The following is a 25719-nucleotide window of genomic DNA, read 5'->3' on the forward strand; positions in this document are numbered from 1 at the left end:
AGGCGTAGTAACCATTTGATGAAACGAGCTTTAATAAAATCGAACCGAAAGCGACAGTAATGTTTAATTCGTTATAAACTGAAACATAAATACAATAACGGGAAGTTCGGACCTTTTGAATATAAATTGAAAATCGGTTCCCTTTGAGAAAAGAGAACATTCTGTAATCATATTGGCAGTTAGCTGTACAAACGTATAATTTTTATTTGAATACCAACATAAGGTTGTTTAAAGCTCGTATTTTAGTTTTTTTCGCAACAAAAAAATCATAATTTGCGATTCGAAAATGATGAACCTACACCGGAAAACAATTTTAATTTTAATACTTTTTGTGTTATCAAAAGTTTTAATATGCAATGGTCAGGAAACGATTACCTTACGAAAGGCTATTGAGAAAATGCTAAAAGATAATCCACAAATCCGGCAATCTGTATTAACAGAATCTTCGTCTAATTTAGATTTGTACAAATCTAAGATCAGTATTTACCCCAATTTATCCGCTAATCTTGGCGGAAACGCAAACTTCGGGAGAACCTTAGACCCTACTACCAATTTATATTTGGATCAAAACGCCATTTCGTCCGCTGACAATATCAGTTCTACTGTTGTACTTTTCCAGGGCCATGAAAAAGTACATGAAATAGCTCAAAATAAATATTTGTTTGAAAGTGACCAGAGTAGTACTGAAAAACTGAAGAATGATTTAACTATTCAAGTAGTTTCAAGTTATTTATCAATACTCAGTTATAGAGATCAATTAGTCGCGAGCAAGCAACAAAAGGATTTGGCATTACAACAACTAGATATTGACACTAAAAAGTTAATTGTTGGTAAAAAAGTTCAGGCTGATACGGCTAAAGACAGCTATTTGGCTTCGCAAGCAGATATTGCCATAATAAACTTAAATAATCAATTTAACAATTCAATGCTCCAGTTGGCGCAATTAATGAATCTTCAAAGTAACGAGCAATTTAATGTTGTCGAACCGGTTAGTGATTTACACGATTTTATCGAACCCAATATTTCGGATTTATATAACTACGCAAGCCGAAACCTTCCGGAAATAAAAAAAGCTGATTATAATCTAAGAGCATCAATTGAACAAACCAAAATTGCCAATTCCACCTATTATCCAACTTTGTCAATGTCAGGTATTTTAGCTAGCAATTACGTTTATGAATTTCATTACCAGCCTACTTTATTTAATCTCCAGACATCACAAGTTCCTTTTTTCTATCAACTTAGAGACAATAGATATGGCTATTTAGGCTTGAATTTGTCTATTCCCATATTTAATAATGGTAGCGCAAAGATTGCCGTGAAAAAAGCAAAAATAAATCAAGAGATCCAATTGATAAATCTGGAAATAGCTAAAAGTCAGCTTTATAAAGTGATTTTGCAATCTAAATCTGATTTAGATGCGGCCAAATCAACTTATTTTTCGGCAGGGCGATCACTTGAATTAGCAAAAGAGATCTTTGAAAATATGAACAAGCGATACAACGCTGGAAATGCGAACTTTACAGATTATAATCAAGCATTTATTCAACTCAATTCTGCAAAATTTAGCTTGATCGCTGCTAAATATGATTTTATATTCAAAGCTAAAGTCATCAATTTTTATAATGGCACCTCGATTGATTTTTGACGAACATCTTGTTTATTTGCAATTAAGCGCATTACAGAAAAGAGAGCACACGCACTTTGTGAAGGGGACAATAGCAAGCCTTGAATAATGTTTTCATAAATTGTACACGCCGTGACACCCTCATTAAATTGTGAAATGCCGTAATCGTTAAAAAGAATCTTTCCTGTTAGGTTATTATCATCGAAACGGTTATTTTTATCTTCTTTATATCTTTCCGTTGCCTCACGTATTGCTTCAATTACCGGAAAGTATAGCCGTTCCTTTTCAATGTTTTCGTATTCGACTCCTTTTTCGAAGCAGGGCTTTATAACGTCGATATGAGTTGCGATAAATACATTTAATGCTGAATATTTACTTTTCAGTGTTCCATTATACTTAATAGGATTACCTATTTGATCCTGTTCTCGTCTTGTAAACAAGTACCTGTTTAATAAATATTTGCAAACATTCAGCCCTTCTGCTTCGGTCAATCCCATGATACTAATAAGTGAGGACATGATAATTATGGTTGTAAATATCATTCGATTCCCATCATATATTCGATTCATGTGGACAGACTGCCGAACCATATTGCTTGTTTTTATTAATATTGGTTCGAGAAAAAGATCAAACGGCTGACTATGTTTATATACTTGATAATAGCCTGGAAGTAGGGATGTGTTAACGTTTGTCTTTACCTGTAAAATCAAATCTTTAAATTGTTTCACGAAATTTTCTTCGTCTTCTTCTATCTCAAAAACGATACTTAGCACTCGCTTATAGATTCTCTTGTAGTTGGCAGGAGAAAGATAAAAGTATTTATAACTTCCCCAGAGCTTTTCGTCATTTTGTAACAATGGCAGCAAGTCTAGGATAAAAGATTCATAACTCAATTCATTGTAATTAAAATCGATTATCAACCTCTTTTTTATCAAAGAAGGGTGATGAAGCTTATTTGGTAGAGAGAGATAGTAGTCAATGAATGTGCCAATTCGGGTTAAAGCTGAGGATGTATTATTTACTATTGAATATTCTACCAGTGCACTTACTTTATCTATAAATCTTGGATTAAATTCTTTTAAGAAGTCCGCTTTATGCTTGCCGAGGTTATTCCATTTAGAAAGCTTAATGAGTTCTGCACTGCTAATAAGCGTGGCGAATTCAGTGATCAAAAAAAATCTACGATGATTGTCGTTTATACGATCCATATCCTTTCGTATCTTGATTAACTCCTTAAGGCTAGCTCGAAAATCTTCATAATTTGCAGGGTTAATTTGTTCATAATATTGTTTAGCTATTACTTGAACAGTATGCAATATTTCAGTATCCGAGTCCTTCAAAATAGTTGCTTTTACGATCATTGAAAGTAACGTTCCCCTAGGATCTGCAAATTCATTGAGGAGAGTATTGAAAATATCGGTATATGGAAATTGGGTGAAATCATATTTGACATTATCAATAGTCAGGGTAAACGGGGAAACTACACTAAACTGCGTACCGAAAATTATAATATCAATATCGTGATGCTCATTAATTTTTTCATTATTTAATTGGCTGCCAGTAAGCATTAAGCCTTTTGAATTGGGATAAATCTTAGCACAATTTTTTATTATCTGACCTATTTCTTCTTTTCCCAGCATTATTTCCAAATTAATTTCTAAAGTTATTTTTTCTTTTTAATTTAGTCGTATTGTCTAACAATATAAAAAATGATACCTAAACCGACTTTAAAACTCTCGTTTTTCTTCTTATTACTATTTTCAGCGTTAAATGGGTTTTGTCAAGATCATTATGACTTATCATCGCTCAAAAACATTCCATTTGTTGCCGACACCGCTGTCTCAGTTTTTAATGACCAAGTTAAAACAGGCGCTATTGAACCGATAACTCAATCTCAAAATGAGTTGGAGATTCGTTGTTATACATTTTACAACGTTTCAAAAATGGCCCGAATCCTTGTGATATCGGGTAATAAGGATAAAATGGAAGCTAAAGTAATTTCCATTACACACACAGACAATAAACTATCGCCAAAAACTGGCTTAACTTTTATTGGGCATATCCCTTCTTGGGGAAATACATACACCCGGAGGTATTTTGTAAAACCTAAAGAATCTTGGGAGCAGATAATGAATGGTTTAATTGCCAACGGGCTTTTTTCACTTCAGAGCGAAGCTGCCCTTTATGGAAAATATCATTTGACGACCGCTAATTTCCCACTTAGCCATTATTTAAAGCTTGACGGGGCTATGGTTATTTATGAGGTCAAATACAACAATAAAATTAGAAATATTGTTTACCACTCAATCGGTGAGAATACCAAGCCTTCATTGTTGTCAATACCGGAATTTGTTAAACAGGAGAAATTATTAGACATATTATCCTCCATTCACTAATCAAATCTAAATCCATAAGCTATGAAAAATACAAAAAGAACAATTTTTGAGATAGAACAGGAAAAACATTGTGTTATTAATGCCGACCAGCAGCGCCTTATAAAAGGCGGAGACGGTGTAACACCTATAAATGGACCAATTCCTGCGAATTTGGTTCAGCAACTTTTTGGCACTGCAGGAAATAAAGGAATTTTTGATTTGTCAGAATTAGGGGCAACATCTGCATATGCGAAGATATTTATTCAGGAAGTAACTGATTTAGCAAAAACAGCCATTGGAGCAGACGTACTGAATGGACTTTTAAACTCAAAAACAGTTATCAAAATAACTGATAGTAAACCGCTTAATCCAAATGGCACAGTTAACACTAGTGCCTTGGCTGCGTACCAGTCGAGTACAAATACGGTGCTGTTGGGGAATTTGCCTACGGATACTAGTTATAGCTCAAATTGTACAGATTTTGGTACTATAGCACATGAGTTATTCCATGCCTATCAAAACGATGTATTGCACTTAACTAATATGAGCACACCAAACGTTCAGAATGAATTAGACGCATCACTTTTCGCTGCAATGGCTGATGTACAATTTGATATTCAGGCAAATCTGAGTATATTTTCCCCCGATTCCCATATTAGCATGGATAATTCAAATCCGGTTGGCACTAATTCTCATGAAACAGCTGCTGCTGTAACAGCTTTCGATGCCGCCTGGAAAGATGTGTTACAGAATGGTAATAGTACATTAGCTGACTATAATAACATGCTAAATAACTTCGTCAATGGCACAACCTACGTCGGAAGTTTGAGTTCATCTGTACCTTTAGGTGTAAATTCAAATAATAGTCTTTATAAATTATTTAATGCGGATTATGGTAGTCAATATACACAAAATGTTTATAAATGGATGACGCAAAATCCAGATTATGCTCCGGGAACAGTGTATTACATCAGTCCTACGATTAACCCCAGTGAAAATGACGGGGGTAATGATCCGGCTGATGACAACGATGTACCTGCGGGTGCAGGTAATAGCCAAAACTTCGCTAATTTGGACTATTTTGGCAGCAATGCAAGCGCTTATGATAGCAGTAGCTCAGATTATGCTATACCTACTTATAATCCTCCAACAGACCCGTATGGAAACGATCTTCCGTCTTCATCGGCATATCAAGACTTCCCGGAATATGTAGAAGAGGATATTGATGGAGAGGATGTTACGAGTTATTAATTATTTCAACTACGAATAGTTCCAGATTTTGTTAAAAAGTTTTCCTATTGACTATCAATTGGACATGATTGATTGTGGTCCATCATGTCTTAAAATGATTTCTAAATTTTACGGCAAGTATTATTCTTTACAGTATTTAAGAGACAAATGCGGAACAACCAGGGAAGGAGTTTCTTTTTTGGATTTGAGCTATGCGGCTGAAAGTATAGGATTCAGAACCCTTGCACTAAAGATATCATTAAGCGAATTAAAAGTCATGCCCTTGCCATGTGTAATACACTGGGCTAACAGTCATTTCGTAGTAGTATATAAAGTTACCGAAAAAAAAGTTCATGTTGCTGATCCTGCAAAAGGGCTCATTACTTATACACTAAAAGAATTTATAAATAACTGGTACTATTTAAATAGCCAGCAGGGTTCTGCATTGGTTTTAGAAATGCAAGCCGACTTCAAACAACGTGAGGAAGGCGAAAAGATAGAGAGAAAAAAACAACTGGAAAACATTATTGGCTACTTTTCTCCCTATAAATCTAGTTTCATAAATCTATTTGTAATCATGCTTGTCGCTACCTTGCTACAAGCTACCCTGCCATTCATTTCTAAAGCTGTCATTGACGTGGGCATTCATACGAACGATCTAAGTTTCATCAATATCGTTTTAATAGCCAACATCGTTATAATTTTAAGTATTACATTTTCCAACGCTCTTCGTGATTGGATACTTCTTCATATAACTTCCAGAGTCAACATCGCACTTATTTCGGACTATTTAGTAAAAATCATGAAATTGCCAGTTACCTTTTTTGAAAATAAAATGGTGGGAGATATATTACAGAGGGCTAATGATAATGAGCGTATCAGGAGTTTTATTACAAATAATTCATTAAATCTTATTTTTTCAACAATAACCTTTTTAATTTTTAGCGTTATATTACTCATTTTCAATAAAATCATCTTTTTATTTTTCTTTATTGGAAGCGTCTTGTATGTATGCTGGATTTTGGCATTTTTGAAAATCCGGCGAAAGCTTGACTGGGAGTATTTCGACTTAACCGCAAAGAACCAAAGTTTTTGGGTAGAAACTGTTTCTGCTATTCAAGATATAAAGCTGAACAACTATGAAAAGGCAAAAAGATGGAAATGGGAGAAAATACAGGCCCGACTTTTCAAGCTTAATCAAAAAGTTTTAACTATAACCAATTGGCAAACATCAGGGGGACAATGTATCGATAGTATGAAAAATCTATTGATAACATTTTTCGCCGCTAAGGCTGTTATTAATGGCGAGATAACATTTGGCGTAATGATTTCTGTTCAGTTTATCATCGGCATGCTTAATGGGCCAATTAACCAGTTTATTTCTTTTATAATTTCTGCACAATATGCGCAGATCAGTTTTTTAAGATTGAACGAAATACACCAGATGGATGATGAAGAAGAACACGATCAAAAAAACAATATCACATTACCTGCCAACAAGAGCCTGACGGTGAAAAACGTTTCATTCCAATATAACTTGAATGGTGCTCTGATATTAAAAAACATAAGTCTTATAATTCCGGAAGGTAAAGTCACCGCTTTCGTTGGCGATAGTGGTAGCGGTAAAACTTCACTATTAAAACTGTTGCTGAGACTTTACAAACCAACATACGGCGAAATCTTGATAGGCGGAATGAATATTAATAATATCAGTCTTCGGCAATGGCGCGATAAATGTGGAACCGTCATGCAAGACGGTAAGATTTTCAATGATACGATCATGAATAATATCGTTTTAGACGACGAGAATATTGATTATGACACGCTAAAAAGAGCCGTTGATACAGCAAATATTGCAGACGAAATAGAGCAATTACCTTTGGGGTATAACACGGTTATGGGTGAAATGGGGCGGGGATTAAGCGGTGGGCAGAAGCAGCGAATACTTATAGCCCGGGCTTTGTATAAAGACCCTGATTATCTTTTTTTCGATGAAGCGACAAATTCTTTAGATACTATTAATGAACTTAAAATTGTGAATGCTCTGGAAAAGGCATTTTATAATAAGACAGTTATTGTTGTCGCGCACAGGCTAAGTACAATCCGTAAAGCAGATCAAATAGTTGTCTTGAAAGGGGGTGAAATTATGGAAATTGGTAATCATGAATCATTATTGCAAAGGAAGGGTCAATACTATCAGCTTACAAAAACCCAATTTTTAGACGCTCAGCTGGTTCCTCAACAGCAACTTGCTGCATCCGAAAATGCGGAAAAATATTCTGACCTTATATAATAATGGAAACACTTAAACCGGCTAGTGAACCATGTGCTGAAAGAGGAGAACAGGTTCAAGATATTATCTCTAAAATGCCTACAAATTTTGCATTTTGGGTGACCGGAGTTATTCTCTTAATTGTCACCTTATTATTTGTATTTGGATGGTTAATCAAATATCCTGACATAGCAACGGGTGAGATAGTAATCAGTTCGCGTTATGCACCGGTAAAATTAGTAGCTAATTCGCCTGGAAAAATTAGCTTACTAGGGTTCAAATCTAAAGATGACGTCAAAGAGAGAGACTACATAGCAATTATCCAAAATTCATCGAGCACCAATGATGTAATAAAGTTAAATGGACTTTTAAAGTCTTTTGATAGTAATCGAACCGACTTGTACAAATCGTTTACTTCTTTTCCATCGAAAATGTCATTGGGGGATATAAACGTAAAGTATTATGGTTTTTTAAATGCATTACAGCAATTATATACATATCATACCAAAGATCTTTTCAAGGAGCAGGAAGATCAAATAAATGTAACCATATCAAAATTAAAGGAATCGCTTGCAAACGATGAAAGCTTAAGAAATACTAAAGAATTAGATTATAAGACATCAAAAAAGATATTTCAACGTGATTCATTGTTGTATTCAGAAAAGGTTATTGCTGAAGACGATGCCGATCATAGCCGGCTGACTTTTTTGAACAGTAAGGAAAGTTACCAAACAGTAAACAATGAAATTAACTCTGCTCAACAACAAATAGAAGATCAAGAAAGTAAATTAGAGCAACTAATTACTCAAAAGCAAGTTAAAGAACAGCAAATGAACCTGGATTTGTTATCCGCTGATAACGATCTTAAAGACAACATAAAAACTTGGGAAGAACACTATGTTTTTAAAGCTCCATTTAACGGTAAAGTCGAATTTTTAAAATTTTTAAATGATGGCGAATTTGTTGCTGCGGATGAGGAAATTTTTTCAATAGTTCCCAAGCAGAATAAAATTATTGGACATGTTCAGCTTCCAGCACATGGGGCTGGTAAAGTAAAAGTAGGACAAAAGGTAATTATTAAATTGGATAATTATCCATATGAAGAGTATGGTTATGTAAATGGCAAAGTCTCTTCAATTTCGTTGATTACTAATCTGACTAAAGTCAATCAAAATAACTTGGATACTTATTTAGTTGATATCGAACTACCGGAGAATTTGGAAACGAATTATGGATCAAAGCTCGAATTCAAATATGGGATCAAAGGAACGGCAGAGATAGTAACCAATGACCGTAGACTAATTCAAAGATTTTTCGACAATCTTAAATATTCAGTAAACAAATAATTAAACCTGAATAAATTATCGCGATCAATAATTAGGATGATTAGGAATGTGACGCTAAGTAAGCAAGCCATGTTTTGGTCATACCAAAACGCTTGCCGGGACACCCGAACCCGCTATGCCGCACTTCGTTTAGCATGGGGTAAAACTATATCGCGATATATAGTCTCGCGGTATATAGTCTCGCGGTATGATATAGATTTTATCCCGGTATAAAGTACCCCGGTATAAAAGATTGCCTTCGTTACAATGTACCCCGGTATGAAGTACCCCGGTATAAAATCTCGGTACAAAGTACCCCGGCACAAAATATTGTTATCAATCTTCAATCCTTAGAAAAATCTTTTTTGTCGCGTATGGCGATCCATTTAAATATTATTTATCTTTGAATCACCGCAGCGGCAACCGCCCGTTGTGATCAATTTTCCATAATGCGAACGAATGTCTTTCGCAGCCTCAATTTTTACTTTACTGAAAAATTAATGCATTATGGACACCCTTTTATTTTTTACCTTTTTTTATCTGCTGCCGCTTGTTCGGGAAAAGCAAGGCCAGCCAGAGCGTTTTATTAAGCCGTTTTTAAACTATTCACATAGCGGTAATAGCTTTGGAAGCAGTATTATTTTCTTTTTATTAACGAGCCTTTAAGCTATGGGAAGGCCAAAGATGGAAAGGGATAAGAAACTATCCCGGCGGTTTATATTCCGGCTGACCGAGGATGAATTGAACCGGCTGAATAAAGCAGCAGAAGCCTGCGGTAAAGCGCCTGGCACCATTGTGCGGGTAAAACTGTTCAGGGGAAGGTTTCCTGAACCCAAAACAGCGAAGCTCGACCTGCATACCTTTTTGGAACTACGAAAGATCGGTGTCAATCTGAACCAGCTGACAAAAAAGGTCAATTCCGGTTTTTTGGCTACAGGTCTGCTGCCTATCCTGATGAAGCTTAAACAGCAGCAGGAAATTATCATCAATCAACTCATCCATGATAGCCAGTCAGAAAATAGGTAAAAGCTTTATGGGGGCATTAAACTACAATCTCCAAAAGATGAACCATCCGGACATTAACCGGCGGGCGGAGCTGCTGGATACGAATTTCGATTGTGACACCTTGGAACAGGTGAAAAAAGAGGTAGAGTTGCTGAGGGAGTTAAGACCGAACCTTAACCGCTATGTTTACCATACCAGTCTCAACTTTACTGTAGAAGATGAAGCATTTTTAAGTAATGAAAAACTATTGGCAATCGCGCAGGAATACCTCGAAGAAAATGGCTTTAACAATAACCAGTATTTGATATTCCGGCATTACGATGCCGGGCACCCGCATGTCCACCTGTTGGTCAACCGTATCCGTTTTGACGGCAGCGTGGTATCGGACAGCAATAACTATCAAAAAAGCGAAGCTATTTTAAGAAAGCTAGAACTGCGCTATAATTTGACAACAGTAGCACCCAGCAAAGATGTCACACAAAGGGCCGCAAAAAAGGATGAAATAGAGATGGCCCTTCGCACTGGCAAGCCATCTGAAAAGATGTTGTTACAGGAAAAGCTCCGGCAGCTGACTAGTCAAAAGAATATATACCTACAAACTTTAATTCAGCAGGGAGAAGCGCAGGGTATTCATTTTCTTTTTAATCAGGCATCGACGGGAAGGATAACCGGAATTACCTATTTCCATAACGGTTTTAAGATAAAAGGAAAAGTATTGGGCAACCAGTTCAAATGGTCGGAGTTACTAAAAAAAATAAACTATGAACAAGTTAGAGACTGCAAGGCAGTTAGCGAAGCGAATAGCCGGACAAGAGCAATATACGGGGACGCAACATCAGCAGGTGAACGAATTACAGGACATCGCATCCCAAGCGGAAGTGATCAACTTCTTACAGGCGGTGCAGGAGATTTTGAAGTTGGCGCAGGAGAATGGAGCGATGATCAGGAAACTGCAACAGCAGGTTACCCGGGTAGAGAAAGATCACTGGACACAGGTCAGGATGCTGATCTTTCTTATCCTGCTTCCGCTGATCATGAGTATTACGGCAATGATCATATTGATTTCCCGCAAATAAGCGATGATGTGGATGACGAAGCGGTATATGGGAAAAGCCGTCGCAGGGGGCGTGGGCGGTAGATTCAGATAAATCGCTTGAATTTATCAATGGAAAATCTATGTTTGTAATACCATTATCGTTTATATACCTCATAAAAAGTCATGTCATTAACCTACGATCAGCGTATTCTCGCTTTGGTCCAATGCTGGAAAACAGGTGACATCAGCATTGAACAACTTGGCGAATTTAATTTATGGTATGAGGCACTGGAGGGTGTTCCTTTAGGCGACCCGGACGGAATTACCGTTGAACGGGTGGAAATGCGGCTATATGAGCAGTTTAAAAGGTACGATAAGCCTAAATATCCAGACAAGAGGTTTCCCTGGTAGGAACTCTGATTATAATTATTTACCGCCTTTTAATAATTCGACCTTTTCTTTTTCAGATTGTAACAGGCGTTCAAGTAGGGCTACTTTTTCATCATATAATTCAACTATTTTCTCAATAGGATTGAATGTGCAATTATATATTCCGCTGTAATTACTTACTGAACCTTCGTAATTATTCTGAATATTATAGATCACAGCTTCATCGCTATAATTTTTTATAGCTTCAGAAGATACGCCTAAAATCCCGGCTACTTTTTCCAATACATCATCTTCAATGGTTTCTGCTTGTTCCATACGCGAAACGGTCTGCTGACTTACGCCTAATTCAGAAGCAAGATGTTCCTGTTTGATGCTACGTAATTCCCTGATACGGCAAATCTTACGGCCGATATGTGTATTTGATGGTTTTGCAGTTGTTTCCATATCTCAAAAATACAAATTTTCTTGCTTGTAAAAATAACGCTTTCGTGAGTAAAATACCAATGCTTTGGGTTTAGTACCGCACCAATCTGCCTTTAATTTGTATACAGCTAAAGGAATAGGTATCTATAGGTATAGACAGATAGGCAACTATCGGCATAGCTGCATTAACATTAATACGCTTACGATGAATAAGGTACTCTATGTAGCACGTAAAGCCAAGGGTTTTACGGAGAAACAGGTGGCAAAAGCTTTGCAAATAGAAGAAAGCACTTACCGTGAATTAGAAGCATCCCTAACAGATGTTACGGCAACCATTGCCCTGCGGGCTGCGAAGCTTTTTAATATTGATGCGGAACTGTTTATTTATACAGAGGGGCGGGAACAACGTTTGGTAAAATTTGCGATGGACGAGATTGCCACCTTTAAACAAAGCGGGATATTGAATGACCTGCCACCACAACACCTTTTTCATATTGTAAATCTCGGGAATACTGCACTTTCTCTTCAGGTTGAATTGAACCATTGTGTTTTCCGGCAATATGAACTGGAAAAAGACAACGAGGCGCTCAGGCAATTGAATGCGGAGTTGAAAACTATGGTAAAAAATATATAAAAGCTGATGTAAAAAGCGGCTGCGGCAGGCGGTTCATTACATCACGCGTTCCGCTATATTCATTCTCCGCCAGCCTCGCCGCAAATGCAGGAGTAACTTGTACCTCGTTTTTACACCTGCAAAAAGAAAGCAGGAAAAGTCCCCTTGCACCGCAATCACAAAATTAGCCGCACAGCAAAACTATAAAGGCCATGTAAATGGGCGGTGTTTGTTTTTTTTAGCCCAGCCTTGACAATTTTGCTGTTTGCTGCTGCCTGTTGTTTAAGCGGAGCAATGGGATAGTGTGTACAAAAATTATCTTTTATGATGGTGTAATAAAATGAAAGCACGAGCGTCTAATGTATAATAAGGCACCACCTTGTTACTGTACTTCTAACCACCTGCGGATTTTCTTGCAGGAAGCGTACGGTGTTTACAAAAAGTTTTACATGGTTCACAAGCCTGTACTTTTCCTGTAAGCACCGGATTAAGACAAATGTTAAGGGACTATGTAAACCGTCGGGAGATACGCACCTGGAGTTGTACTGGTGTCTGATGCTTTCCGGCGTTACCCATTAACGTCTTAATTGAATGCTCATGAAAGCCGGAACATCGGAAAACAGGAGCATCACTCCTGAAAAAGCAAAAAAAATACTTCTTGAAAAAGGTGTAGAAGTAACTGAAAAAGAAGCCAAAGAGCTCTTGGATTTAATGTATTTTTTTGCTAAATTGTCTGTAGAACAATACATTAAAGAGGTTTCTAATTATAAATAATCACTTGTTTTCCTATGAAAAAAGCAGATCTATATGTGAGGGTAAGTACTGATGAGCAGGCAGATAAAGGCTATTCCATTCGTAGCCAGGAAGAAGTATTGCGTAAATACTGCAGCATTCAGAATATTTCCGTTGGAAGAGTAATTTGTGAAGATTATTCTGCCAAAACTTTTAATCGGCCAGCGTGGACTGAAATGCTTAACCGAGTTAAAAAGGAGAAAGGTAAATCGACCGACTTATTGCTTTTTACCAAATGGGACAGGTTCAGCAGGAATGCGGGTGATGCTTATCAAATGATTAACATACTCCGTAAATGCGGTATCGACCCGCAGGCTGTGGAACAGCCGCTCGATCTCTCGATACCTGAAAATAAGATGATGCTGGCTTTCTACCTTGCAGCACCCGAGGTTGAGAATGACAGGAGAGCGCTTAATACTTTTTATGGTATGCGCAGAGCGAGAAAGGAAGGCAGGTATCTGACAACCGGTCCTTATGGTTATATCAACCGCACTACAGAGGGTGGAAAAAAAATGATTGTTCCAGTGGAGTCGAAAGCCAGTATTGTTCAATGGGCGTTTGAGCAAGTTGCCAGGCAGCGGTATCATATCGATGAGATCAGACGCGAGGTTAACAGTAAAGGATTGAATTGCAGTAAAAGCAACTTTTATACGCTATTAAGAAATCCTGTTTATTGCGGGAAGATTGTAGTTCCGGCTTACCGGGATGAAGAAATGCAGCTTGTCCAAGGGCAGCATGACGCTATTATCAGTGAATCATTATTCTATGAAGTGCAGGATATTCTGAATGGCAAGAAACGGGTTCAGCTTGTAAAGACCACAACCGAGCAGCAACTTCCTTTAAGAGGATTTTTACTTTGCCCCAAATGCGGCAAACAGCTAACGGGAAGTGCATCTAAAGGAAGACATAGCTATTACTACTACTATCATTGTGTTTCTTCATGTGGTATGCGCTTTAAGGCACAGCAGGCTAATGAAGCCTTTATAGAAGAGCTAAATAAATTCGTACCTAAAACAGCAGCAATTGCTGAATTGTATAAGCTGGTAGTTAAAGATATTTTCAATCAGCAGACAAGTCCATATACAGATGGGCGCAAAGAATTATTGAATCAAATGCAGGTTGAGAATGACAAAGTAACAAAGGCAAGGAAACTATTGCTGGAAGATGCGATTGACAGCACTGATTACAAACTGATCAAAGCAGAATGCGAAACCAAATTATTGAGACTTGAAGCAAAGCTATCTGACTTTGTTAAGCCAGAGGTATTTAATCTGAATGACTGTACAAATAAGGCATTGAATAACCTATCCCGCTTAAATACGCTTTACACCAGTTCTGACACTACTGGTAAACGCGCCATCATTGGTTCGATATATCCAGAAAAGCTATGTTTTGACGGTTCTGCTTATCGAACCGCTGAAACGAATCAAGCGGCACAACTAATGTTTTTGATTAACAGCAAGTTAGGCGCAAAAAAAAATCGGACAGACTTAGATTTATCTAAGCTGTCCGATTCGGTAGCGGGAGCAGGACTCGAACCTACGACCTTCGGGTTATGAGCCCGACGAGCTACCAACTGCTCCATCCCGCACTGTGTTTGTTTTATAACTCTTAGCTCATAACTGCTAAAAGTGTTCCAGTTAAACCAAAAATGCAATTTACATCCTGTTTAAATTGGACTGCAAAGATATAATTCGTTTCTTTGCAGTCCAAATATTATTTCATTTATTTTTTTATGGCCCACAGAGCAGGTTTTGTAAGTATAATAGGTAAGCCAAATGCAGGTAAATCAACACTGATGAACGCGCTTGTGGGCGAAAAAATGTCAATCATTACCCCAAAGGCGCAAACTACACGTCACCGTATTTTAGGTATTGTTAACGAAGAGGACTACCAGATTGTGTTTTCTGATACCCCCGGAGTTATTAAACCGCATTATGCGCTGCACGAAAGTATGATGCACCAGGTTGATGGTTCTATAGTTGATGCTGACCTGATTTTATTGGTTACCGACATCTACGAGGAGTATGATGAAGCCGACGTATTAAGAAAGCTGGAAGGCACGCAAGCGCCGGTAGCTGTATTGATCAACAAGGTAGATCAATCTGACGAGGAAACAGTTAAAGCTAAAGTTGAATTTTGGAAAGAAAAGCTAAATCCAAAAGTGATTTTTGCAATATCAGCATTAAAGGATTATAACGTATTGGCGGTAATGAATTTTGTTATTGAGCATTTGCCTGAGCATCCGCCGTATTACGAAAAGGACGCCTTGACTGATCGTAACGACAGGTTTTTTGCTTCGGAGATGATACGTGCGCAGATCTTTAAGCAATACAAAAAAGAAATTCCATACAGCAGCGAGGTAATCATCACCGCATTTGTTGAGGGCGAAAAGCTTCACCGTGTAAGTGCTGAGATTATTGTGGAACGCGATTCGCAGAAAAATATATTGATAGGCAAGGACGGTAGCATGCTTAAAATTGTTGGCACTTACGCCCGCCGCGATATGGAAGACTTCTTCCAAAAGAAGATCTTCCTGGAAATGTTTGTCAAGGTGATCCCCGACTGGCGCAGCAAAAAAAATTACCTGAAAAAATTTGGGTACGAATAGTTAATTACGATTTACGAATTACGATTTCAGATTTAACTGATAGGGTTAGTAAATTAGCATGGAATTATGAAGGCGATTTAAAATCGTAAATCGTAATTCTAAAATCTAAAATAGAATATGAGCAATATAGTAGCCATAGTGGGCAGGCCCAACGTAGGCAAATCAACATTATATAACCGTTTAACTGAGAGCCGCAAGGCCATTGTTGATGACGTAAGCGGCGTAACACGCGACAGGCACTACGGTGTATCTGAATGGACGCATCACAGCTTTACCGTTATTGATACAGGCGGTTATGTAGCAAATTCTGAAGATGTATTTGAGGCCGCCATCCGCGAGCAGGTGGTTATCGCTATTGAAGAAGCTACCGTTATTTTATTTGTGGTTGATGTAACCACAGGTATCACCGACTTAGACGATGAAATTGCTGCATTACTGCGTAAAGGCAAAAAACCAGTATTTGTGGTGGTTAACAAAATGGATAACACATCGTTATTGTCTGATTCAATGGTATTTTATAGTTTAGGTTTGGGCGAGTTATACAATATCTCATCCATGACCGGCTCAGGAACAGGTGAATTATTGGATGATGTTGTTAAGCATTTTGATGACGAGCCAACTGAAGTAAACACTTTACCAAAATATGCGATTGTTGGTCGCCCAAATGTGGGTAAATCATCAATCATCAATTCATTAATTGGTAAGGATCGTAATATTGTTACCCCGATAGCAGGTACAACCCGTGACTCAATCCATATTCATTACAACCAGTACGGTCATGACTTTATGTTGATTGATACTGCCGGGATGCGTAAAAAAACCAAGGTAAAGGAGAATATCGAATTTTACTCGGTTATGCGTACCATTAAGGCGATTGAAGAGGCGGACGTGATCATCCTGATGATTGATGCTGTTGAAGGTATCGAGTCGCAGGACATTAATATATTCCACCTTGCTGAGAAGAATAAAAAAGGTGTTGTTATTGTAGTAAACAAATGGGATTTGATCGAGAAGAACAACAAAACCATTAAAGTATTTGAGGAAATGATCCGCGAGAAGATCGCGCCGTTTACTGATGTACCTATCGTATTTACTTCGGTTACCGAAAAACAACGTGTGTTAAAGGTTATTGAGGTGGCTAACGAAGTTTATGCAAACCGTGCTAAACGCATCCCTACATCAAAATTAAACGAAGTATTACTGCCGATTATCGATGCTATGCCGCCACCGTCAATAAAAGGCAAATACGTTAAAATTAAATACATCACCCAAATTGCAGGCTCATCGCCAATGTTCGCGTTCTTTTGCAACCTGCCGCAGTATGTTAAAGAACCATATTATCGCTTTGTTGAGAATAAACTAAGAGAGCATTTCGATTTTACCGGCGCACCTGTGCAGATTTGGTTCAGACAAAAATAGGTGAATCAAGATTTATTTGATTAAACAGATGATTTACAGGATAGTGCTTTGTTATCCTGTAAATCTAATAAATCCGTTTAATCCAGGTTCTCATCATTTAATCGTGTTCACTGCAGTTTTAAACCCGACATCTTCGTTGTTCACGGTTTCAAAATAGGCTTCATCACCCCATTTAAAACGCGCGGAGTAGGCTTTCAATAGCAATTTTATGGTTGTTTTGGATACGATAATATCTCCCGGGTCCATCTCTTTTATAGTGCCTGATGCATAGATGATAAAATCATCAAACGTGTTTCCAGTTACTGTAAAGTGATTTATAAAATCTTCTGCTGAGGTGTATTTACCCAATACTGGCTGCATTCTGTCCAGCACATAAGCAGAAAAAAGTTGATTGTCGTCTAATTCCTGTACCAGTTGGGTGTCCTCGGAGCTATCCGCAGGTATGAAAATATCTGGCATAATACCACCGTGGCTGTAAACCTGTTTTCCGCTCAAGGTATGGTAAGGCGATTGCTGTTTGAAAAGGCTATCATTCATATTGCTCTGGGCCGAAAATAGTTCGCCTTTTTTCATCCGGTTTGATAATTCCTGATGGTAATTATCAATGCCACCAGCATATGATTTTTGTATCGATCTGCCTGAAGGAGTATAATACCTCGCCACCGTTAAATTAACTGCTGAGCCATCATCAAACGGAAATTGCTGTTGTACCAACCCCTTACCAAATGAACGGCGGCCGATGATTACTGCACGGTCCAAATCCTGTAGGGCTCCCGCCAATATCTCGCTTGCCGAAGCAGAATACTCATCTATCAAAACGGCCATTTTGCCTTGTTGAAATACCCCCGAATCTGTAGCGAAGTAATCTGTACGCTGCTCATGTGAGCCTTTGGTGTAAACTATCAGCTGGCCTTTGGTTAAAAACTCGTTGGCCATAGCGGTAGCGGTGTTTAAATATCCACCTCCATTGCCCCTGATGTCCAGTATCAGTTTTTTCATCCCCTTTTGTTTAAGGTCAATCAGGGCGTGCCTGAAATCATTATCGGTAGTGGAGGCAAACTTGCTTATTTTAACATAGCCAATGGTTGGTATTGCCATATAATAAGCATCAATACTGCTCAGGTCAACATAGCCACGCTTCACGGTGAATGCTTTACTATGCTGGTCGATAGGTGTTATTACGTTGAAGGCTAATTGTTTATTATTTTCGTCGGTAAATACATTGTCAACCTTATCGGTAGTAAGATTGGTGCCCGCAAATTTTTTATTATTAATGTCGATAATCGCATCGCCACTAACTAAACCAGCCTTTTGAGCCGGTCCGTTTGGATAAACCTGGGTGATGAAAAGTGTATCGCGCAAAAGCTGGTACTCAATGCCGAAACCATTAAAGCCGCCTTCCAGTTTTTCATTAATCGCCTGCGCTTGTTTTGGGGGCAGGTAAACTGAGTGTGGATCGAGATTTTGCAACAAGTTATTGGCTGCTACGCCTTCAACGCTATCTACATTTATGGAGTCGACGTAATTTTGGCGTACCAGTTGCAGCACTTTAGCCAGTTTGTCGTTTCTTACGGTAGGTTCATCAAGATATCTCGATGAAAAATCGTTATCGCCGATAAGAAGGCCAATAGCTACACCTATTAAAATTAAAATAACAGATCTGAAGATGATGCCCGCGCCCTTTTTCATACTAAATTGTCACACACAAAGTTAGCCAATTGCCGCGATCAGAAAAAATTATAAAATTAACTTTTGCTAAATTTTATTAAGTTGTTTAAAAACTACTAAATCTTGTGTTTATCTAAAAGCAAACCGTCATTGCTGTAAGGTACGAAGCAATCTCTACATAGGCAAGGCATTGAACCTGCAAAGCAGCTCTCTAAAGTATAGAGATTGCTTCGTACCTCGCAATAACGATAGTTTTGTCATTTTTAAACAGCTTCTTAATGTTTGGCAGAATAGTTGATCCTTTCGTTTTATTAGTCAACGCATACTAAAAAAATTATAATCCTGTTTCATTTTTAACCAATTTTGTAAAAACATCGCCCGAAATGGAACTTACCACCGAGAAAAGCTCGCTGTATAATGATTTGGAGAATATGTCTGTTGCAGAAATCCTCCAAAATATAAATGACCAGGACCAAACTGTTCCTTTCGCGGTAGCCAAGGCTTTGCCGCAAATTGAAAAGCTGGTAAGTATTGCTGCTGATAGAATGAAAGCTGGCGGACGTTTATTTTATATTGGTGCAGGTACCAGTGGCCGTTTAGGTGTGGTTGATGCATCGGAATGCCCGCCAACCTTTGGAGTGCCCTTTGATATGGTGGTTGGAATAATTGCAGGTGGGGATAGCGCCATCCGTAAAGCGGTTGAATTTGCCGAAGATGATGCCCAGCAGGCCTGGAAGGATCTGCAGGAGTATAACATTAATGATAAAGATGTTTTGGTAGGTATCGCGGCATCGGGCACAACGCCTTATGTCATCGGGGGGCTAAAAATGGCTAACCAAAACAATATTGCAACGGGTTGCATCGTATGTAATAGTAGCAGCCCGGTTGCTGCCGAGGCACAATACCCGGTTGAGGTAGTGACCGGACCTGAATTTTTAACGGGATCTACACGGATGAAGGCGGGTACGGCACAAAAACTGGTATTGAATATGCTGAGTACCGCGGTGATGATACAGCTGGGTAGGGTGAAAGGCAATAAAATGGTGGATATGCAACTCACCAACAACAAACTGGTAGATCGCGGTACCCACATGGTAATGAACGAAACAGGATTAGATGAACCAACCGCAGCCGACCTGTTAAAGCAATATGGCAGTGTTAGAAAAGCCGTTGATAGTTATAAATTAAGTTTAAGTCCAACAAAGTGATTTTTGACTTTAGAATTTTGAATTAGATTTAATGCACGAAATAGAACCATATTACCGTTGGAGAGATGACTACGTAGCATCGGAGGACAAATTTTCGCCTTTTTACGCTACGCAGTACAGTGAGTTTGAATTTGATAAGCAGGTATATAACTATTTGCTGCACCCGCAATGGGATTCTTTCGGCTCAAATACTTTATATTTAAAAGTATTGTTTGTTGATTATGATCGCGGCTATACCATTATCGAATTTATAGGTGAATGGAACGACGCCATCAATAATGATATTATGCTGATGAAGCGGGAGTTGATCGATTTGATGATAGATCAGGGTATTAACTGTTTTATATTGATCGGCGAAAATGTGCTTAACTTCCATTCATCCGATGATTGTTATTATGAGGAGTGGTTTCAGGAGGTTGAGGATGGCTGGATAGCGGGTATCAATTTCCGGGAGCATGTGATCGAAGAGTTTAAACGCAACAACATTGATTATTATATAAACTTTGGCGGTGCGCTTGATGAATTGAACTGGCGTGGGTTAAAACCACTGCAAGTATTCAAGCTTATTGAAGAACAACTGACAAAAAGGCTTAATTAATACTACGGTATAACATTTGAGATTAAACTATATCAGGATATTGGTATCTAACTATTCAAAATATCATATCTAATATTTATAATTGTATAACCCAAAAAGAAAATAAATTTAAAAATGGAAAGTAATAATCCTAACTACACGTATAATAGTGTAGTACAATTAGACGACAGCGAAACCGCATCGCGCAAATATCTGGCAAAAGTTTTTGCCTGGATGTTTGTGGCATTAGGTGTTTCAGCTTTTACCGCGTTTGAGTTTTTCCTGACACCAAGCTTGTTGAGTTTGATCATTGATCCGGTTGCAGGTGGTTTTACAGGTTTAGGTTATGTGGCCATATTTGCACCATTAGCATTTTCACTGGTGATAAATTTTGGTTTTAACCGCTTGTCGTATGTGGCAATGGTGGTTTTATATCTTGCGTATTCGGTTGCTATAGGTATAACGCTTAGTATCTTCGGCTTGATCTACACTTCAGGTTCTATATTCAGCGTGTTTTTAAGCGCATCACTTGTATTTGGTATAATGGCCATCGCCGGTTACAGAACTTCAATGGACCTTAGTAAATTCGGTTCTATCTTGTTCATGGTATTTATCGGTGTATTTGTAGCAAGTTTAGTTAACTTCCTTTTCAGAAGCGCTCAATTGGATTACATCATTAGCTTCTTATTTATAGCTATTATGGTTGGTTTAACCGCTTACTACATGCAAATGCTGAAACGCATTGGCGCAGGTATTGAGTATGGTAACGAGCAATCGAAAAAATTAGTAATTATCGGTGCATTTGTACTGTATACTACATTCATAAATCTGTTTATGTCAATGATGCGTATTTTCGGTAGAAGACGCTAATCATAAAGAAACATTTATTGAAAGCCGTCTTCAAGAGAGACGGCTTTTTTTGTTTTAATACCATCTCGACCGGAGAGAGAAATAGTAAACAGACTTACGAAGTTTTTAAAAACTTCGTAAGTCTTACAGTTCACTTCGAAATGACAATAGGATATATATGTCCTATTGCATTTTACAACTTAATTACGCACATTTGCACTGCTTATAGAGAAAGACGGAGGGATTAGACCCTGCGATGTCTTAGCAACCTGTGCTTCACAAGGTGCTACATTCTACTTAACTCAAATACAAAGGGTTAGGAAAGATAAGCGAAAGTCAATATATCGCCGACTTTTCGACATAAGCATGTTTTTATAGTAGTATCGAGTAGCTAGTATCAAGTAGCAAGATTATTTGCTTGCTGTATGGATTAGTTACAAATCAAGGCTGTTTTAGTACTTGATACTTGATACTAATTACTTGATACTAAAAAATGGATATCAGAAAAGAATTAGAAAAACGCATTCTCGTAATTGACGGGGCAATGGGTACCATGATACAGCGGTATCAGTTAACCGAAGCGGATTTTCGTGGGGAAAGATTTCGTGATCATTTATCTGATCTGCAGGGAAATAATGACCTGTTGAATATTACACGCCCCGATATTATAAAAGAAATACACGCCGAGTATTTAGATGCCGGCGCCGATATTATTGAAACTAATACCTTCAGTACGCAAATAATTTCATTGGCTGATTACCACCTGGAAGAGCTGGCCTATGAGCTAAGTTTTGAAGGTGCACGTATAGCAAAAGAAGTTGCCGATGAATACACCAAAAAAGATCCAACAAAACCACGCTTTGTAGCCGGTGCAGTTGGGCCTACAAACCGTACCGCATCTTTATCGCCGGATGTTAACGATCCGGGTTACCGTGCCGTTACTTTTGATGACCTCGCAGAGGCTTATTACGATCAGGTTAGGGGTTTGGTTGATGGTGGTTCGGACTTGCTTTTGGTTGAAACCATTTTTGATACGCTGAATGCCAAAGCGGCATTATTTGCGATCAATAGATATGCTGAGGAATCCGGCAAGCATTTGCCGATCATGATTTCCGGTACGATTACTGATGCTTCGGGCAGAACTTTATCGGGGCAAACCGTTGAGGCATTTTGGAATTCTATCCGCCATGCAAATTTGTTATCTGTTGGTTTGAATTGCGCTTTAGGTGCAAGAGAAATGCGCCCGCACTTAGAGGAGCTTTCAAATATTGCTGATGTATTTATTTCAGCATATCCCAATGCAGGTTTGCCGAATGAATTCGGCCAGTACGACGAAACCGCGCATGAAACTGCCCACCAGGTAGATGATTTTATGCAAGTCGGTTTGGTGAACATCGTTGGTGGATGCTGCGGTACAACGCCTGAGCATATCAAATGTATTGCTGATAAAGCTGCCCAATATCCCGCAAGGTTAATACCCGAAATACAACCCAATATGCGCTTAAGCGGTTTGGAAGCGGTAACGCTAACACCCGAAAGTGTATTTATGAATGTGGGTGAGCGTACAAATATTACAGGTTCGCCAAAGTTCTCCAAGTTGATTTTGGGTGAGGATTATGAAGCTGCCCTTGCCGTTGCTTTGCAACAGGTAGAAGGCGGTGCGCAGGTGATCGACATCAACATGGATGAAGGGATGATCGACTCTGAAGCGGTGATGGTGAAATTCCTGAACCTGGTAGCTTCTGAACCTGATATTGCCAAGCTGCCCATCATGGTGGATTCATCTAAATGGACGGTTATTGAAGCCGGGTTGAAATGTTTACAAGGTAAAGGCATCGTTAACTCTATCTCGCTAAAAGAAGGCGAAGAGAAATTTAAAGAATACGCCCGCAAAATATTAAGCTATGGCGCTGCCACGGTGGTAATGGCTTTTGATGAAACCGGTCAGGCTGATTCACTGGAAAGACGTAAAGAGATTTGTCAGCGGTCATACGATATATTGGTTAACGAGGTTGGTTTCCCACCGCAGGACATCATCTTCGACCCAAACATATTAACTGTAGCAACCGGTTTAGAAGAACATAACAATTACGCGGTTGATTTTATTGATGCGACCCGCTGGATAAAAGAAAACCTGCCATATGCTAAGGTAAGCGGGGGGGTGAGTAATATTTCGTTCTCGTTCCGCGGTAATAACGTGGTGCGCGAGGCTATGCACTCCGCATTTTTGTACCACGCTATTAAAGCAGGTATGGATATGGGTATTGTGAATGCCGGTATGCTTGAGGTTTACCAGGAAATTCCCAAAGACTTATTAGAGCTTGTTGAAGACGTACTATTAAACCGTCGCCCGGACGCTACCGAGCGATTGGTTGAATTTGCCGATAACATCAAAAGCAAAGGCAAAGTAATTGTGCGTGATGAGGAATGGCGTAAAGATCCGGTTGAAAAAAGATTATCGCATGCTTTGGTAAAGGGTATTATTGAATATCTGGATGATGACGTCGAAGAGGCTCGCCAAAAATATGCCCGTCCGCTGGAGGTGATTGAAGGCCCGCTGATGGATGGTATGAACATTGTGGGCGACTTGTTTGGCTCGGGTAAGATGTTCCTGCCGCAGGTGGTAAAATCGGCCCGTGTAATGAAAAAGGCTGTGGCTTACCTGCTGCCGTTTATCGAATTGGAAAAACAACGTGTTTTAGCCTCCGGCGAGGATACTGCGGCTGATTCACGTGCCAATGCCGGTAAAATATTAATGGCGACAGTTAAGGGTGATGTACACGATATTGGTAAAAATATTGTCGGCGTTGTTTTAGCCTGTAATAATTTCGAGGTGATTGATTTGGGGGTGATGGTACCAGCCCAACGAATAATTGAAGAAGCCATTAAACAAGAAGTTGACATCATTGGCCTTAGTGGATTGATCACGCCATCATTAGATGAGATGGTGCACTTCGCCAAAGAGATGGAGCGCCAAAACTTTACTATTCCATTGATCATCGGTGGAGCAACCACCTCCCGCATACATGCTGCCGTAAAGGTAGCGCCGAATTATTCAGGGCCTGCTATACACGTGCTGGATGCATCGCGGAGTGTAACGGTTTGTAGCAGTTTAATGAGCGAAACAGGCAGGGATGAATATATACAAGGTATAAAAGATGAATATGCCAAAGCACGCGAAGCGCATCTGAATAAAAAATCGGATAAACGTTTTGTGAGCATTGATCAGGCCCGCGCTTCAAAATGCCAGATCAACCTTAACGGTATGGTGCCACCTAAACCAACCTTTACCGGTACAAAGGTTTTTGAGGCGTATCCGTTGGAAGAATTAATATCGTATATCGACTGGACGCCATTTTTCCATACCTGGGAATTGCGCGGCAGTTTCCCCAAAATATTTGATGATAAATTTGTAGGGGTTGAGGCGAAGAAATTATATGATGACGCGCAACAGCTACTAAAAAGGATAGTGGAAGAAAAGCTATTACAAGCAAATGGAGTAATTGGTTTTTGGCCTGCTAACAGCGTTGGTGATGATATAGAATTGTATACCGATGATACGCGTACGCAAGTATTAACTACCATATACACCCTTCGCCAGCAAGGCGAAAAAGTTAAAGGAGAACCATATTATGCTTTGGCAGATTTTATCGCGCCAAAAGATAGCGGTGTACCTGATTACTGGGGTGGTTTTGCCGTGACTACGGGCATAGGTTGTGATGAGTTAGTGGCCGAGTTTGAAAGGGATTATGATGATTATAACAGCATCATGGCCAAAGCACTCGCTGATCGTTTTGCGGAGGCCTTTGCCGAAAAAATGCATGAGCTTGTCCGCAAGGATTACTGGGGATACGCGAAAACGGAGCAATTAGATACAGTTGAACTGATCAAAGAAGAATATCAGGGTATCCGCCCGGCACCGGGTTATCCTGCCTGCCCGGATCACACCGAAAAAACAACATTATTTGAATTGTTGAAAGCTGAAGATAATGCCCATATGCATTTAACTGAAAGCCTTGCCATGACACCGGCTGCTTCGGTAAGTGGTTTTTACTTCGCTCACCCGCAATCACGTTATTTTGGTTTGGGTAAGATTGGTAAGGATCAGGTTGAGGATTATGCTAAGCGGAAAAAGATGGATTTGGAAACTGTTGAAAGATGGCTGGGGCCGAATTTGAACTATTAATATGAAAAATAAACGTCATTGCGAGGTACGAAGCAATCTCTATGCTTTACAAAGCGGATCTGCTTATGTAGAGATTGCTTCGTACCTCGCAATGACGGTAAAAATATAGAGTT

20 protein-coding genes, 1 tRNA gene and 1 riboswitch are annotated in these 25719 nt (G+C 38.9%); of the genes, 17 read left to right on the top strand and 4 right to left on the bottom strand.

The genetic code is table 11. From position 1 onward, the window contains the following. Nucleotides 1-286 precede the first annotated feature (286 nt). Nucleotides 287-1648: a TolC family protein gene (locus tag GSQ74_RS06120; RefSeq protein WP_158991105.1), complete on the top strand. Its 1362-nt coding sequence runs from the start codon at nt 287-289 to the stop codon at nt 1646-1648. Here GSQ74_RS06120 and GSQ74_RS06125 read toward each other — a convergent pair. Beyond that, on the bottom strand, nt 1621-3267 hold the full coding sequence (locus GSQ74_RS06125; protein ID WP_158991107.1) for a hypothetical protein: 1647 nt from the start codon (nt 3265-3267) through the stop codon (nt 1621-1623). The genes GSQ74_RS06120 and GSQ74_RS06125 overlap by 28 nt on opposite strands. Nucleotides 3268-3336: 69 nt before the next feature. Between GSQ74_RS06125 and GSQ74_RS06130 the strand changes: the two genes are divergently transcribed. From GSQ74_RS06130 to GSQ74_RS06160, 7 genes are all read left to right on the top strand, one after another. Then, on the top strand, nt 3337-4023 hold the full coding sequence (locus GSQ74_RS06130) for a hypothetical protein (RefSeq protein WP_158991109.1): 687 nt from the start codon (nt 3337-3339) through the stop codon (nt 4021-4023). Between the two features lie 21 nt (nt 4024-4044). Then, entirely contained in the window at nt 4045-5253 is a 1209-nt protein-coding gene (locus GSQ74_RS06135) for a hypothetical protein (protein ID WP_158991111.1), read from the top strand. A 28-nt stretch (nt 5254-5281) separates the two neighbouring features. Beyond that, entirely contained in the window at nt 5282-7525 is a 2244-nt protein-coding gene (locus tag GSQ74_RS06140) for a peptidase domain-containing ABC transporter (protein ID WP_216846680.1), read from the top strand. Nucleotides 7526-7527: 2 nt separating this feature from the next. Further along, nucleotides 7528-8850, top strand: coding sequence for an HlyD family efflux transporter periplasmic adaptor subunit (locus tag GSQ74_RS06145; protein WP_158991113.1), 1323 nt, complete (start codon nt 7528-7530; stop codon nt 8848-8850). A 648-nt stretch (nt 8851-9498) separates the two neighbouring features. Continuing rightward, nucleotides 9499-9855 carry a plasmid mobilization relaxosome protein MobC gene (mobC, locus tag GSQ74_RS06150; RefSeq protein ID WP_158991115.1) on the top strand — a complete coding sequence of 119 codons (357 nt, stop codon included), beginning with the start codon at nt 9499-9501 and terminating at the stop codon, nt 9853-9855. Continuing rightward, nucleotides 9830-10972 carry a relaxase/mobilization nuclease domain-containing protein gene (locus GSQ74_RS06155; RefSeq protein WP_158991117.1) on the top strand — a complete coding sequence of 381 codons (1143 nt, stop codon included), beginning with the start codon at nt 9830-9832 and terminating at the stop codon, nt 10970-10972. Before mobC ends, GSQ74_RS06155 begins: the two co-directional genes overlap by 26 nt. A gap of 81 nt (nt 10973-11053) precedes the next feature. Further along, a complete protein-coding gene (locus GSQ74_RS06160; protein WP_158991119.1) occupies nt 11054-11281 on the top strand; it encodes a hypothetical protein in 228 nt (75 codons plus the stop codon). 15 nt (nt 11282-11296) lie between these two features. Here the strand turns inward: GSQ74_RS06160 and GSQ74_RS06165 are convergent, their stop codons facing one another. After that, a complete protein-coding gene (locus GSQ74_RS06165) occupies nt 11297-11704 on the bottom strand; it encodes a helix-turn-helix domain-containing protein (protein ID WP_158991121.1) in 408 nt (135 codons plus the stop codon). A 184-nt stretch (nt 11705-11888) separates the two neighbouring features. On the opposite strand from GSQ74_RS06165, the gene GSQ74_RS06170 reads away from it, so the two are divergent. From GSQ74_RS06170 to GSQ74_RS06175, 3 genes are all read left to right on the top strand, one after another. After that, a complete protein-coding gene (locus tag GSQ74_RS06170; protein ID WP_158991123.1) occupies nt 11889-12317 on the top strand; it encodes a helix-turn-helix transcriptional regulator in 429 nt (142 codons plus the stop codon). A gap of 576 nt (nt 12318-12893) precedes the next feature. Next, on the top strand, nt 12894-13070 hold the full coding sequence (locus tag GSQ74_RS22605) for a hypothetical protein (RefSeq protein ID WP_174236915.1): 177 nt from the start codon (nt 12894-12896) through the stop codon (nt 13068-13070). A gap of 14 nt (nt 13071-13084) precedes the next feature. Then, the gene (locus GSQ74_RS06175) at nt 13085-14647 is read left to right on the top strand and encodes a recombinase family protein (RefSeq protein ID WP_158991774.1); all 1563 of its coding nucleotides are present in this window, start codon (nt 13085-13087) and stop codon (nt 14645-14647) included. Here GSQ74_RS06175 and GSQ74_RS06180 read toward each other — a convergent pair. Beyond that, nucleotides 14607-14679, bottom strand: a tRNA-Met gene (locus GSQ74_RS06180). The genes GSQ74_RS06175 and GSQ74_RS06180 overlap by 41 nt on opposite strands. 144 nt (nt 14680-14823) lie before the next feature. On the opposite strand from GSQ74_RS06180, the gene era reads away from it, so the two are divergent. Both era and der read left to right on the top strand, forming a co-directional pair. Next, nucleotides 14824-15699: a GTPase Era gene (era, locus tag GSQ74_RS06185; RefSeq protein WP_158991125.1), complete on the top strand. Its 876-nt coding sequence runs from the start codon at nt 14824-14826 to the stop codon at nt 15697-15699. A 117-nt stretch (nt 15700-15816) separates the two neighbouring features. After that, a complete protein-coding gene (gene der, locus GSQ74_RS06190; protein WP_158991128.1) occupies nt 15817-17118 on the top strand; it encodes a ribosome biogenesis GTPase Der in 1302 nt (433 codons plus the stop codon). Between the two features lie 93 nt (nt 17119-17211). Here der and GSQ74_RS06195 read toward each other — a convergent pair whose 3' ends face one another. After that, nucleotides 17212-18807 (bottom strand): S41 family peptidase, encoded by a 1596-nt coding sequence (locus tag GSQ74_RS06195; protein ID WP_158991130.1) that lies wholly within the window; start codon nt 18805-18807, stop codon nt 17212-17214. Nucleotides 18808-19169: 362 nt separating this feature from the next. On the opposite strand from GSQ74_RS06195, the gene murQ reads away from it, so the two are divergent. The 4 genes from murQ to metH all read left to right on the top strand — a co-directional run bounded on the left by murQ (nt 19170) and on the right by metH (nt 25606). Further along, nucleotides 19170-19994 (top strand): N-acetylmuramic acid 6-phosphate etherase, encoded by an 825-nt coding sequence (gene murQ, locus GSQ74_RS06200; protein WP_158991132.1) that lies wholly within the window; start codon nt 19170-19172, stop codon nt 19992-19994. Nucleotides 19995-20025: 31 nt separating this feature from the next. Next, nucleotides 20026-20592: a hypothetical protein gene (locus GSQ74_RS06205; RefSeq protein WP_158991134.1), complete on the top strand. Its 567-nt coding sequence runs from the start codon at nt 20026-20028 to the stop codon at nt 20590-20592. Nucleotides 20593-20706: 114 nt separating this feature from the next. Continuing rightward, complete coding sequence (locus GSQ74_RS06210) at nt 20707-21441, top strand: Bax inhibitor-1/YccA family protein (protein ID WP_158991135.1); 735 nt, start codon at nt 20707-20709, stop codon at nt 21439-21441. A 199-nt stretch (nt 21442-21640) separates the two neighbouring features. Then, nucleotides 21641-21752, top strand: a riboswitch (SAM riboswitch). Between the two features lie 161 nt (nt 21753-21913). Then, on the top strand, nt 21914-25606 hold the full coding sequence (metH, locus tag GSQ74_RS06215; protein ID WP_158991137.1) for a methionine synthase: 3693 nt from the start codon (nt 21914-21916) through the stop codon (nt 25604-25606). The last annotated feature ends 113 nt before the right edge of the window (nt 25607-25719 follow it).

The organism is Mucilaginibacter sp. L196 (genome assembly GCF_009765905.1).
Classification (GTDB): domain Bacteria; phylum Bacteroidota; class Bacteroidia; order Sphingobacteriales; family Sphingobacteriaceae; genus Mucilaginibacter.